The organism is Candidatus Methylomicrobium oryzae (assembly GCF_016745425.1).
Lineage (GTDB): Bacteria > Pseudomonadota > Gammaproteobacteria > Methylococcales > Methylomonadaceae > Methylomicrobium > Methylomicrobium oryzae.
The window spans coordinates 47,164-59,744 of the sequence record NZ_JAERVK010000020.1; the positions used below are offsets into that span (position 1 = coordinate 47,164).

Here is a 12,581-nt window from a genome sequence, read left to right on the forward strand (position 1 = left end):
GCTTCCTCAATCGGCCAGACTGTAACCGTACTTTTGGATGATCGCCCGCGCTTCGGGGGACTTCAAAAACTGCATCAACGCCGCGGCGGCCGGATTTTCGGCGCCTTTATTCAACAATACCGCATCCTGGCGGATCGGCGCATGCAGCGTTTCGGGAACGGCCCAGCCCGACCCTTCGGCGATTTTGCCGTTCCCGATCACCTGCGACAACGCGATGAAGCCCAGTTCGGCATTACCGGTCGAGATGAATTGATGGGTTTGCGAAATGTTCTCGCCGAGCACGAACAGTGGCTGAAGTCTTTCGAAGAGTCCCTTGTTTTTCAACACCTCGACGGCGGCCTCGCCGTAAGGCGCCAGCTTGGGATCGGCCAGTGCCAGATGTTTGAAGCCGCCGCTTTCCAGGATACGCCCCTGATCGTCGACATAACCCGGTTTGGCCGACCACAGCACCAGCTTGCCGACCGCATAGGTAAAGCGGCTGCCTTCCACGGCCTGTCTGGACTTTTCCAGTTTCTCCGGTTTTTCCGCATCGGCGGACAGGAACACTTCGAACGGCGCCCCGTTCTCGATCTGCGCAACGAACTTACCCGAAGAGCCGAACGACAGCTTGGCGCCGTGCCCGGTCGCCTTTTCGAACGCTTCGGCGATTTCGGCCATCGGCTGGGTGAAATTGGAAGCGACCGCCGCGATCGTCGTGGCGGCAAGGGCCGGCGGGCAAACGCTGAGCGCGCAACATAGCGCGATCATCGAGAAGCGTGAGATGAAGGTAACGAACATGGGAACTCCTAATGGATTCATCAAAAATAGCTTCCCTCTTTGAAAAAGGGGATTTCGCCAAAAACAATTTCCCCCTTTTGAAAAAGGGAGATTTCGTCAAAAACACCTTCTCCCCTTTGAAAAGGGGAACTTCGTCAAACACACCTCCCCTCTTTGAAAAAGAGGATTTCATTAAACACACCTCCCCCTTTGAAAAAGGGGGATCGAGGGGGATTTATTAAAAAATCTCCCCCGCCTCCCCCCCTTGAAAAAGAGGGGAGTGAATCATCCGCGTTTCGAAACACTCATCATTCGAGGAAATTATTTCCAACCAAATCCTAAGCATGATGAGCGGTTTATAACATCGCCTTAAAACCGGAGCAGGCTTTGCACATAAAAATAATCGGTGTCCCCGCTTTTCGGCGCATTCGGCGCGTCTTCGGCAAAGGTGCCTTTGAACAGATGGGTCCAGCCGGTTTCCAAATTCAGGCTGCTGTTCACATCCCAGCGCGTCGACAGCTCCAGCTGCTGGCCGACAAATCCGCCGGACTTGCCCGCCTGGTCGCGCAGTCCCGCCGCCGTCCAGCTATCCTTATTCTCCGCCAGCCAGAAGAAGCGGTGGCTGATGAAGGCTTGTACGGCGGGATGGGGGTTAAAGCTGATCCGGTAGCCCGGCGTATTGATGTTGCTGCGGGCGAAGGCCCCGTAAATGCCGGTCGGCCCGAAATCGAAGCGCCGCGCGCCGTACAAGGTATCGAACTGCTGGTCCTTTTTGTCTTTCGGATCGTGGTCGCCGCTCGCATAATCGTACTCGACCGCAAAGCGCGGCGTCCAAGGCATCTCGAAGGTGTAGCCCACGTCGAGATGCTGAAACCAGGCCGCATGGTCCAGATTTTCATTGGACGCCGTATTCGCCCGCACCGTCCCCCACTGGCCGATCGTTTCGGTTTGAAAGTCGAAATGCCCTTTTTCCGGTTTGATATAAAAACGCATGCCCGGCGTAAAATAGCGGCGGTTTCGGGTCGGATTGCGCTTGCGGTCGCCTTCGTCGAGGTGGTACAAGTACAGTTCGGCGTTGATTTTGGCGGGCAAATCGTAGACTTCCAGAAAGCCGCCGGAAAACCACGCTTGCTCTTCCGGCTCGTCGAAACTGTGGAAATTGTCCAGCAGTTGATCGGACTTGTTCGGATAGCGCCCGACCGGCTTGGTCACAAAGGCGTTGAACTGCCAGTGGTTGTAATCGAGGACTCTCAAGCGGAAACCGTCAAAACTGTTGATCGTATTCCGGAACACGTTTCTGGCGACCAGGCGGCGGCTGCCGAAATTCAGGGTCTGCCGGCCTGCGATCGCCTCGACGCCCAGGCCGCTATAGGCCAGGTTCTGATCGGCCCAGGCGATATAGCCCTGGATGAAATCGGCCTCGTCGACATGGGTATTGTTGATCCCGGACCCCTTATCGGCCAGGAACTGGCGGGCGTCCAGAAATTCGCCGCCGATTCGCCATTGGCTAAGCCGCGCTTCCAGCCATAAATCATTTTGTAAAGGGACCTGCTGATCGCCGCCCTTGCAGCCGGCCCGGAAACAGCCGTCCAACGTTTCATAGCGGGTGCGCTGTTCCAGAGACACCGACAGCCATTCGGGCAGACCCAAGGCATCGTGCAGGTTCCACACCGGTTTCTCGTATTTATACGAGCCCGTCAAGGCATCGGGCATCTGGCTCGAAAAAGGTGCAAATGGCGGTTTGGTGTAGCTTTTTTTTTCTGTCGCCGCATCGGCCGGTCCGGGATGGGAAATCATTGCGGCGGAAACGGCAACCGCTCCGATCGAGCGGGTAAAAGTGGAAGCGATATTCGATGGGTTTTGGGGATTCATAATAGCGGTCTGCCTTTCGTTAACGTCAAACGCCGTTCGTGTGGTAGTCGATTTCAGAAAAGGGTTTTCCCAAACAATTACCGGTTGAGATGGTGTTAGTATATACCGCTATGTAGTAAAGTAAATAACGTTATTTGCGACAGACCGTTTTTGGATAAGAAACATTAAAACTATTTTTCAAGGAAGCGACATGAATCCGAACGACAAAGCGTCCTCCCGTTGGATAGAAGGCGAATTACGGCTGGCGGGTATGTTGGACGCCCGCATGATCGAACTGTTGAAGGCGATAGACCGCAGCGGATCGATCAATCAGGCGGCCAAGCAAATGGGATTGAGCTACAAGGGCGCCTGGCAGATGCTGGAACGGGCCAACAACGGCGCGCCGCAGACCCTGTTGACCACCGCCATCGGCGGCAGCAAAGGGGGAGGCACCGCATTGACGGCCTCGGGTAAAGCGTTATTGGCCTTGTTCACCCGACTGGAACAGAAGCACAGGGAATTTATCGCCGAACTGAACCGGAGCCTGGCCGAAGACCCCGATACCATACTCCTTCTCCAGCGCCTGGAGGTCAAAACCAGCACCCGCAACCAGTTGTTCGGCCAGGTCACCGCAATCGGCAGGGATGGCGCGGATGCCCGAATTACCGTGCGCCTGAAAGGCGGGGAAGAGGTGGTTTCATCTTTCAGCACCGCTTCGCTTGACGCGCTGGCGATCGGCATCGGCGCCGATGCGGTGCTGATGATCAACAGCGCCGACATCATGCTGTTGACCGATCCCGCCCTGGAACGGATTTCGGCCCGGAACCGCCTGTTCGGGAAAGTGATGCGGATCCAGCACGATATCGTGGATTCGGAAGTGATCGTCCTCTTGCCGAGCGGCGAAATCCTGGCCGCGATGATTACCCAGCAAAGCCTGCGCAAACTGGCGCTGATGCCCGGCATGCCGGTCTGGGCGGTCTTCAAGGCCCACGCGCCGATCCTGGGCGTCAGGCCCTCGTAACGGCCCGCGCGCTTGCGGGGCGAATTGCACCGCGGTTTTCCGGGGCCGGGCCCGGAATTTCGCAGCTTATTCCAACAGGACGACATCCGGTTTCGCGATAAACCGGAGCAGGCGCCTTTGTGCGCAGTGTACGGCCCGAAAGGCCAAAAGCAGCCCGGCCAAGGCGATTTCGGGCAGCCAGGCCTCGGCGGCTTCGGCAGGCAGCAGCGCCTTCGCCAGCCCGATACCCGCGAACATCAACAACAGCGGCAGCAGGTAAAGAAGCGCCGAACCGGCCAACAGATGCGCATCGTCGATCGTAACCCGCACCCGGTCGCCGGCTTGTAAATCGAGGGAAGTCACGACCTCCAGCTCACGGCCCGGCAACAGCCTGCCGAGCGTTGCCGTGCCGCAGGAAGCCTGCTGCACGCAGCCGCCGCAGGCGCCGTTTTGCCGGCGCCTGAGCCAGGCCCGGCCGCCTTCGGCGCGGGCCACGACCGCGATATCCTCAATCATCGCCACCTTTACTGCCAACTCGACCGGATTGCCGCCAACCAGGCGGCCAGGCGGCCTTCGCTCAATTCCTTTTGATTATCCTCGTCCAGCGCCAGGCCGACGAATTGGTCGCCCAAGAGTGCCTTGGAACGCTCGAAATCGTAGCCTTCGATGCCGGTAAAACCGACGAAAGCCGCGCCGCAATCACTGAAGGCGTCGTACAGCATGCCCATTGCGTCGACGAAATGGCCGGGATAGCCGGCCTGGTCGCCGAGCCCATACAACGCGACCGTTTTGCCGGAAAAATCGGCGCCGGCAAGAGCCGGCAGAAACTCCTCCCAGCTTTCCGCCGTCGCCCCGCTCGACAGACCCGGCAGTTCGCCTTCCCCGTAAGTCGGGGTGCCGAGAATCAGCACGTCGTACGCCAGCAAATCGTCGACGGTCGCTTTGTTGATGTTGACCGGCTTTGCCGCGATTTCTTCGCCGATCTGCTTTGCGATCGATTTGGCGACTTTGCGGGTATTGCCGGTGTCGGTGCCGAAAAAAATGCCTATTTTGGTCATGGTCCTTTCTCCTTGTGTCAATGTGCATTTAGTCCCCCTCTTTGAAAAAGACGACTGCAAGGATGCAGAAGGTAGGCAATGCAGGAGCAATTGCCGACGACTGCACGGATGCAGGAGGTAGGGCAATGCAGGAGCAATTGCCGAGGGGTTAGGGGAGATTTTTAAATAAATCCCCCTCGGTCCCCCTTTTTCAAAGGGGGAGGTGAATCCTTAATTCCCCCTTTTTCAAAAGGGGAGGTGGACACTTACGCGTCAATTAAATCTGAATCTGCAGCAGGCCCGCGGCGGCGGCCGGCTTTTGCGCCTGCCATTGGGCCGGCGTATAGGTTTTCAAAATCACCGCATGCAGCCGGCCGGACACGATCGCCTCGTTCAACGCGGCCATCACGCCCTGGTGCTGTTTGATCATCGCCAACCCTTCGAACCGGTCGCTGACGACCGTGATGCTCAGGTCGCAGCCCTGCCCTTCGATATGAATTCCGGCGCCCGGGTAAGCGCTCGTGATCAGGGCCTCTACTTCGGACGGCTTGATGGTCTGACCGTTTTCGGACGCCGCCGGCCCGCCCGCCGCCTTCAGCAAGGGCACCAGGCTGCCGTCGCGGTCCATCGCCTCGACGATATCCGCGCCGCCGATCAGCTCGCCGTTTACGAACAACTGCGGAAACGTCGGCCATTTCGAAACCGACGGCAGCTTCTCGCGGATGAACGGCGCCTTCAGCACGTCGACGTAGGCGTAAGGAATTCCGATACGGTTCAGTATGTCGGCGGCCTTCCCCGAAAAGCCGCATTCCGGTGCGGTCGGCACGCCCTTCATGTACAGAATGATTGGATTTTCGGCGAGCTGCTTGAGGATTTTGTCTTTGGTGGTCATGTTCAATCGGTCTCTGTTTAATAATGCATTTTTCCAATGCAAAGGCGGCCATAAAAGTGGGGTGGGTAAGACCCGTAGGATGTGCCGACGCCAGAAGGCGCATCAATCGCGACCGATGCGCCTCACTTTGTTCGGCACATCCTACGCAGCTTTTCATCTGCCGGGGTGTGGGAAACAGACCCACGGCTATTAACTTAGTATCTGGCCGATATTAACTTGCCGGTACGGGTAGTAGACCTGCCGGGTTTTTAAAACCTGGCAGGTCTTGGGCCGGGAAGTGATTTGGAGCCAACTCCTTAACGGTCATAAAAACAGCAATGCTTGAATTAAAGTGGATGCGCTTCGCTTATCTATCCTGCATTTATAACGACCTTCCGTCTCATCCGGCTGAAGAGCGTTGCAGGTCGGCGATATCCCGTTCCTCCCGCTCGATCAGCTGAATCCCGCTTTCGCCGCGGATCACCTCGGCGGTCACGATGCAGCGCGCCACCGACTCCCTGGACGGCAGGTCGAACATGGTTTTTCGGAGCACCTGCTCCATGATCGCGCGCAAACCGCGGGCGCCGGTGTTGCGGGCAATCGCCTGCTCGGCGATCTCGACCAGCGCGTCCTGGGTAAACTCCAACTCGACCTCGTCGAACGCGAACAATTGCCGATACTGTTTAACCAGCGCGTTTTTCGGCTCGGTCAGCACCTGGATCAGCGCATCGACGTCGAGCGGTTCGAGCGGCGCCAGCACCGGAAAGCGGCCGATGAACTCGGGAATCAGGCCGAAGCGTTTCAGATCGTCCGGCTGGGTCGCGTTCAGCAGGGCTTCGAGCGAGGGCTTCTGCTTCGCATCCTGCACTTCGGCATGGAAACCGATCTCGGTTTTCCGTGGCATCAGGCGCTTCTCGACATGCTTTTCGAGCCCCGGAAACGCGCCGCCGGCGATGAACAGGATATTCCGCGTGTCGACCGTCACCGCGTCATTGCTGCCGTCCTTGCGGCGCCCTTTGGCCGGCACTTTGACTTGCGAGCCTTCGACCAGCCTGAGTAGCGCCTGCTGCACGCCCTCCCCCGACACGTCGCGGGTACCGAAAGCTTGCTCCGGGCTGCGTGCGATCTTATCCGCTTCGTCGAGATAGACGATGCCCCATTCGGCCTTGCCGACATTGCCGTCGGCAACGTCCAGAAGGCGCACCAGGATGTTTTCGACGTCGTCGCCGACATAGCCGGCCTGGGTTAGCGTGGTCGCATCGGCAACCGCGAACGGAACCCCGACGATCTTCGCCAGCGTGCTGGCCAGCAGCGTTTTGCCGGTACCGGAAGGCCCGATCAGCAGGATGTTCGATTTGCCGATTTCGACCTCCTCTTCCGCAGGGTCGAGGCTGCCCGACTTCAGGCTCTCATGCTTCAGGCGCTTGTAGTGGTTATAAACCGCGACCGCCAGAATCTCTTTCGCCAAATCCTGCCCGATCACGTACTGGTCGAGCAGCGCCTTGATCTCGGCCGGTTTCGGCAGCGGCCCCTGCATCTCGTTCAACTCCTTCTTCCTGCCCCAGCTCGAAACCACTTGGCTGGCCAGCAGCACGCAGGCTTCGCAGATGAAGCCCTCGGTGCCGGCGATCATCGGCACCGAAGCCGACGCTTCGACGCCGCAGAAGGAACAGTGTTTGGATTCCTTGGTCATCATTTCATCCCGTCTTCAACGTTAAGTCGTAGGGTACGCTGCGCGTACCTTTTTAAAAAATCAACAGCGACCATCGAACGGCACGCGGAAAGCATCGCAGCACATTCAAAACAAGCAATTGCGCACCTACCCCCTACCTATCGACCCAATGCCGTTAAGTTAAGGCGTCATACCGGCAAGGATTGCCGGTATCCAGGACACAGGGATGTGTTCTGTCGTTGCCATCCCTGGCTTCCGGATTCGGCAACTGCTCCTTGCGTTGCCCGCGATCGCTTGTTCCCGACGTGATCTACCTTCCCCATCCATGGAGGCGTCGATCGCTTGTTCCCGACGCGATCTACCTCGCCCTTCCTTCGGCTCGTACCTCCTGTGTCCCTACAGTCATCCGGCAATCCCTGCCGGAACGACGAGTTTCTCCTAACTTAACGGCATTGCCTATCGACCTCCGGCAGACTCGCCAGCCAGGTGCGCTGGCAATTGCGCCGGTAGCGTTCCTGGATCAGCGCCTTGATTTTCGGCGCCGCTTTTTTCAGCGACACGGTTTCGGCGCGGATGATTTTCAGGCACTGGATCAGATGGAAGCCGATCTCGGTCTCCACCACTCCGCTGATCTCGTTTTCCTTCAGCGAAAACAGCGCCCCGTCCAGTTCCGGATACAATTTGCCGCGGACGATCGTCCCGAGCGCGCCGCCGTCCAGGGCGGTCGGGCATTCCGAATGCTTGAGCGCCAGCTCGGGGAATTGGTACGGTTTGCGCTGCAATAGCCGGGCGATTTCGTCGATCCGCCGCCGCGCCTGCTCCCGGATATTTTCCGGGTAGTCCGGATTGATGCTGATCAGGATGTGGCGTGCGTCTCGCTGTTCCGGCAGGCGGAATTTTTCCGGGTGCAGGTGGTAAAAAATCCCTACTTCGACCTCGTTAACCTTCGGCGAACGGGCTGCGACCCGCTCCAGCACCGTATTGACCTTGCACTGCCGCGCCAGGGCGGCTTTCAATGACGCTTCGTCCAGACGGTTGGCGGCCAATGCGGCGCGAAACGCTTCGTCGCTGTCGAAGCGGCCGCGGACTTCGGAAAACGCCAATTCCAGTTCTCTGTCGGAAATGACCACCCCGGCCGCCTCAGCCGAGTGCAGCACCCGGGTTTCGATGTCGTATTCGCTGCGGGCCTGCCGTTCGGCCCGGCGCCGTTCTTCGGGGCCGAGTTCGGCCGGGGCTTTTTTGAACAGGGCCAGGGAAGCCCTGAGCAGGGTATAGGGTTCGATGGCATTCTCGGACGTTTGCGTCATGATCAATCCTCGGGCTCGCGGAAATTTTCCGGATCGGCCGGCTCCAGCACGCTTTCGGGCACTTGCAGCGTACGGCCCGGAAAGCGCACGTGATACTGCAACGGCAGGCTGTCCCTGAGCACTTTCAGTATCTCGCCTTCGGCGCCTTTGGCGGCGACGATCCCGCCGTTGACGGCGAGATCGATCCGGCAAACCACCTTGTCGCGGAACTCGAAACGGCTCGGACTCCAGAGCGCATCGGCCGGAATCAATTCCTCGGCCCGGCATCCGACCATCCGTCCTTGGTCGAGAAAATGCACCGTATAAATCACCTGGTCCTGCAGAAAAGTGCCCATTTCGATTACATGCCCGATGCTCCCGCGCCGGATCAACAGATCGCCGATCGCCCTGCCCGGATAAGTGCCGTCGTTCCGGACGTTACGGGTCACCCGGACCGCTTCGCCGAAATCGAAGCGTTCTTCGTCGAAACGGTCGTCGTTCATGTCTGGATATCGCCGAGCGAAATGAAAACGGTTTGCGGTTCGGCCATTTTGAAGACCTTGAACACCTTTTCGGTCTGCGCATCGGATTCGACGAAATCCTGATAAGCGCGCGCCAGAAGCTGCTTGTAAACCGCCCGTTGCGCTTCCTCGTTTTCGGGCAGGTGCTCCGCCCCTTTGTCCAGATAGTCGTGGAAACGCTGCAGGATGTGCAGGCGGTTCACGTGGACCACGCGCGCTTCATAAGGCAATTCGAAATACTGCAAAAAATCTTCCGCGGATTCGAGCTCTTCGATCTCGTCTTGAAAACTCATCGGTTACCTCGTTTGGTGTAAGAGTGCCCTTTGAAATCCCCCCTGGCCCCCCTTTTTCAAAGGGGGGAAGTGGTCGTCCCTTTTTCAAAGGAGATATTGTTCTGCTTTATTCAAAGAGGTGCTCTCTTGTCTTTTTCAAAGCAGGAAGCTGTCTTATCCTTCATTCATAAGGGGATATCGTGATTATTAAAGTAAAACCGTTTTCCCTTGTGAATGCCGCTTTCCCTTTTAACAAAGTCTCCTTTTAACCCCTTTTTTTAACAAAGCCCCTCTTGTAACAGAGCCGCTTCCCCCCCTTTGAAAAAGGGGGGCCAGGGGGGATTTATTCCGAAAACCGGCTTTTTCATGTATCAGCCGATGCCACACGGTAAGAGATAGCCCCCCTACTCGCTTCAGCCGTTACCCATTGCATTTTGCTTCGGTAACTCAAAACGGCCCGATCTTGTCCAAATCGCTGATCAGCAGGTAAATCACCAGCAATACGAACAGCAGCAGCGGAACCAGCGCAAACAGCTTGTCGGTCTTTTCTTTCAACATGACGAACTCCTACAAAGATGAAATTCCTGCGCTAACACCGGTCGGCCGCAACCCGAAACCGCAGCATTGAACCTTCGCTTTGGGGCGATTAAGCGATGTAACGCTCAGCACAAGGTACGCAGCGCGTACTCTACTCAGGAAACGCTTTCTTCGCTCCGTTCGACCAACTCCAGCAAGGCCTTCGCGCCGATCCGGTCCTTGCCGTCCAGCATAACCAGCCGCTCGAAGATGCTGCGGCTCAGCGCCAGGTTCTTCATCCGCATGTGCAGGAATCCGATCGATTTCAGCGTGAACAGGTACAAGCGGATTCGGGTCAGCCGTTCTCTCGGCGCTTCGCTGATATGCTGCGTTTCGAGCTGCCGCCAATCATCGGGAAAACCCACATCGCGCCGGATCAAGGCCAAGGCCTTCTCCGCAATCAGCAACGCTTCGGCCAGCCGATGCTGGTAGTAATAGAACCGGTTCAGAGCGACCAGCACGTTCAGTGACTCCGGGGCCCGCAAATAAGCCTGCAAAAGCGGCAGCTCGGCGCTCCCGCTGCCGTACATTTCGGAGGCGGAACGGATCAGGTTTTGTACGTCCTCGCTGTCCTCCGTTTCGAAATACAGATCGCGGGCGTCGAATTGGAGCAGGTCCATCTCAGCGTCCGCCCGCCGTTTTTTTGATCGGGCCGATCTCGTCGCCGCGGCAAACCTCTTCCGCTTCGCAACGGCTGCAGTCTTCCTCCATCACGACGCCGAAACGCTCCTGATTCGCTTCCAGCTTGTCGAGCCGCTCGGACAGGCAGCCGATCGCCTTGCCGATCGGGTCCGGTACCAGATGGTGATCCAGATCGATCCCCCGCGGGTCCTGAATCTTCACGCCTTTCTGCTGGATGATCCGGCCGGGAATGCCGATCACCGTGCAGCAGGGCGGCACGTCCTTCACGACTACCGAATTCGCGCCGACCCGGACATTGTTGCCGAGCGTGATCGGGCCGAGGATCTTCGCCCCGGCGCCGACCAGCACGTTGTCGCCGAGCGTCGGATGCCGCTTGTGCTGGCTCCAGCTCGTCCCGCCCAGGGTCACCCCGTGATAGAGGGTCACGTCGCTGCCGATTTCGGCGGTTTCGCCGATCACGACACAGGCGCCGTGATCGATGAAAAACCGTTTGCCGATCGTCGCGCCGGGATGAATGTCGACATTGGTCAGCCAGCGGGCGAAGGCCGCCAAGAACCTTGCCGCCAGTTTGCGGTCGGCCCGCCATAAGCGGTGGGCGACCCGGTAAAGCAGCACCGCATGCACGCCCGGATAGGTCAGCAGCACTTCAGCCAGGCTGCGCGCCGCCGGGTCGCGGGCGAACACGCAGCCGACGTCGCTGCGCCAGTCCTGCCAGAGGCGGCTCCAGGCGCTGTGCCCGGACGGCACGAAAAACATCATTTCTTGAGGCTCCAGGAGGTTTTACCCGGAACCGGCATGGCCGGCACCCGAAAAAATGTGCCGGGATAACGATCGTCTCCCGGCACGAAGTGGTGCATTGGCAGGGGGGAGCAGCATGGCGAATCGCAGCAATCTTCGGTCCGCGTTTCCGCAAAATCAGTTGAGGTTGAATAAAATTCGGAACGGCGGTTCATCGTACACCTCGCTATAAGCTGTGTAAAAATCGGTTCAGTTCGGCCGGCTGCGGCGAACGTTTGTGCAGGCTGACGAATTCGCGGATCAGCGGCAAAAGGCGGCCGGCCTGACCGCGGTCGATCGGGATGCCGAGCTGCCGGTAGGCATGCATCACGCCCTGGCTGCCCGAATGCTTGCCCAGCACCAGTTGGTGGCGGCGGCCGACCACGGCCGGATCGACGCCCTGGTAATTGGCCGGATCTTTCAGCAGGCCGTCGACATGGATGCCCGCCTCATGGCTGAACACGTCGCGGCCGATCAGGCTTTTGCGGCTGCCGATCGTGTCGCCCGAGGCGGTGGCGACCTGGTGCGACAAGGCAGGAAAATCGCCGAGATCGATGCCGGTTTCGATGCCGTAAAGCTGGCGCAGGCCGACCACCACTTCTTCCAGCGCCGCGTTTCCGGCCCGTTCGCCAAGCCCGTTCACGGTGGTGTTCAGATGTGTCGCGCCGGCAACGGCCGCGGCCAGCGTGTTCGCGGTCGCAAGACCCAAGTCGTCGTGCGCGTGCATCTCGATATCCATCGAAGTCGCACTGCGCAGTTTGCGGATCGCGTTCAGCACCCCGAACGGTTCCATCACGCCGACCGTATCGGCAAAGCGGATCCGGATCGCCCCTGCCCGCTCCGCCGTTTCGGCCATTTGCACGAGAAAATCACTGTCGGCGCGGGAGGCATCCTCGCAGCCGACGCACACCTTAAGCCCCGCATCGGCCGCGGCCTTCACGCAGGCGTCGATCGTGCTCAGCACCCAGGCGCGGCTTTGCTTCAATTTGTGGCGGATATGCTGGTCGGAAGCGGAGATCGACAGATCGACCCTACCGACGCCGAGCCCCTGGCAATGCTGCAAGTCGTCCCGGCGCATCCGCGACCAGACCAAAAGATCGCTGGAGAGATTCAGTGCGGCGATGGCGCGTATCTCGTCCCGCTCTTGCGGACCCATCGCCGGAATGCCGATTTCGAGCTCCGGCACCCCCATCGCCGCCAGTTGCGCCGCGATTGCGAGCTTTTCGTCGAGCGAGAACGCCACCCCGGCGGACTGTTCGCCGTCGCGGAGCGTGGTGTCGTCGATGATGATCATGCGGGGTTCAGTTTTCATAATTCATC

The 12,581-nt window shown here is 58.8% G+C and carries 14 protein-coding genes; 2 read left to right on the forward strand and 12 right to left on the reverse strand.

Annotated elements, in window-relative coordinates; translation table 11 throughout:
* Window positions 1-6: 6 nt before the first annotated feature.
* Window positions 7-777 carry a molybdate ABC transporter substrate-binding protein gene (gene modA, locus JJL52_RS18775; protein ID WP_202054041.1) on the reverse strand — a complete coding sequence of 257 codons (771 nt, stop codon included), beginning with the start codon at window positions 775-777 and terminating at the stop codon, window positions 7-9.
* Window positions 778-788: 11 nt separating this feature from the next.
* Here modA and JJL52_RS18780 point away from each other — a divergent pair, with 11 nt between their 5' ends.
* The gene (locus JJL52_RS18780; protein WP_202054042.1) at window positions 789-998 is read left to right on the forward strand and encodes a hypothetical protein; all 210 of its coding nucleotides are present in this window, start codon (window positions 789-791) and stop codon (window positions 996-998) included.
* Between the two features lie 127 nt (window positions 999-1,125).
* Here the strand turns inward: JJL52_RS18780 and JJL52_RS18785 are convergent, their stop codons facing one another.
* Window positions 1,126-2,628: an alginate export family protein gene (locus tag JJL52_RS18785; RefSeq protein WP_236994364.1), complete on the reverse strand. Its 1,503-nt coding sequence runs from the start codon at window positions 2,626-2,628 to the stop codon at window positions 1,126-1,128.
* Window positions 2,629-2,818: 190 nt separating this feature from the next.
* On the opposite strand from JJL52_RS18785, the gene JJL52_RS18790 reads away from it, so the two are divergent.
* A complete protein-coding gene (locus JJL52_RS18790) occupies window positions 2,819-3,628 on the forward strand; it encodes a TOBE domain-containing protein (protein ID WP_202054043.1) in 810 nt (269 codons plus the stop codon).
* 66 nt (window positions 3,629-3,694) lie between these two features.
* Here JJL52_RS18790 and JJL52_RS18795 read toward each other — a convergent pair whose 3' ends face one another.
* From JJL52_RS18795 to nifV, 10 genes are all read right to left on the reverse strand, one after another.
* A complete protein-coding gene (locus JJL52_RS18795; RefSeq protein WP_202054044.1) occupies window positions 3,695-4,123 on the reverse strand; it encodes a SoxR reducing system RseC family protein in 429 nt (142 codons plus the stop codon).
* A gap of 8 nt (window positions 4,124-4,131) precedes the next feature.
* Window positions 4,132-4,665 carry a flavodoxin gene (locus tag JJL52_RS18800; protein WP_202054045.1) on the reverse strand — a complete coding sequence of 178 codons (534 nt, stop codon included), beginning with the start codon at window positions 4,663-4,665 and terminating at the stop codon, window positions 4,132-4,134.
* A 256-nt stretch (window positions 4,666-4,921) separates the two neighbouring features.
* Window positions 4,922-5,536: a Grx4 family monothiol glutaredoxin gene (gene grxD, locus JJL52_RS18805; protein WP_202054069.1), complete on the reverse strand. Its 615-nt coding sequence runs from the start codon at window positions 5,534-5,536 to the stop codon at window positions 4,922-4,924.
* A gap of 379 nt (window positions 5,537-5,915) precedes the next feature.
* Entirely contained in the window at window positions 5,916-7,208 is a 1,293-nt protein-coding gene (gene clpX, locus JJL52_RS18810) for an ATP-dependent Clp protease ATP-binding subunit ClpX (RefSeq protein WP_202054046.1), read from the reverse strand.
* A 422-nt stretch (window positions 7,209-7,630) separates the two neighbouring features.
* Entirely contained in the window at window positions 7,631-8,494 is an 864-nt protein-coding gene (gene nifM / locus JJL52_RS18815) for a nitrogen fixation protein NifM (protein WP_202054047.1), read from the reverse strand.
* Between the two features lie 2 nt (window positions 8,495-8,496).
* Window positions 8,497-8,976: a nitrogen fixation protein NifZ gene (locus JJL52_RS18820; protein WP_202054048.1), complete on the reverse strand. Its 480-nt coding sequence runs from the start codon at window positions 8,974-8,976 to the stop codon at window positions 8,497-8,499.
* Window positions 8,973-9,287, reverse strand: coding sequence for a nitrogenase-stabilizing/protective protein NifW (nifW, locus tag JJL52_RS18825; RefSeq protein ID WP_202054049.1), 315 nt, complete (start codon window positions 9,285-9,287; stop codon window positions 8,973-8,975). The genes JJL52_RS18820 and nifW overlap by 4 nt, the downstream gene beginning before the upstream one ends.
* A 671-nt stretch (window positions 9,288-9,958) precedes the next feature.
* The gene (locus JJL52_RS18830; RefSeq protein WP_202054050.1) at window positions 9,959-10,462 is read right to left on the reverse strand and encodes a hypothetical protein; all 504 of its coding nucleotides are present in this window, start codon (window positions 10,460-10,462) and stop codon (window positions 9,959-9,961) included.
* Window position 10,463: 1 nt separating this feature from the next.
* Window positions 10,464-11,243, reverse strand: a complete 780-nt coding sequence (gene cysE / locus JJL52_RS18835; protein WP_202054051.1) for a serine O-acetyltransferase — start codon at window positions 11,241-11,243, stop codon at window positions 10,464-10,466.
* A 205-nt stretch (window positions 11,244-11,448) separates the two neighbouring features.
* The gene (nifV, locus tag JJL52_RS18840; RefSeq protein ID WP_202054052.1) at window positions 11,449-12,573 is read right to left on the reverse strand and encodes a homocitrate synthase; all 1,125 of its coding nucleotides are present in this window, start codon (window positions 12,571-12,573) and stop codon (window positions 11,449-11,451) included.
* Window positions 12,574-12,581: the final 8 nt, after the last annotated feature.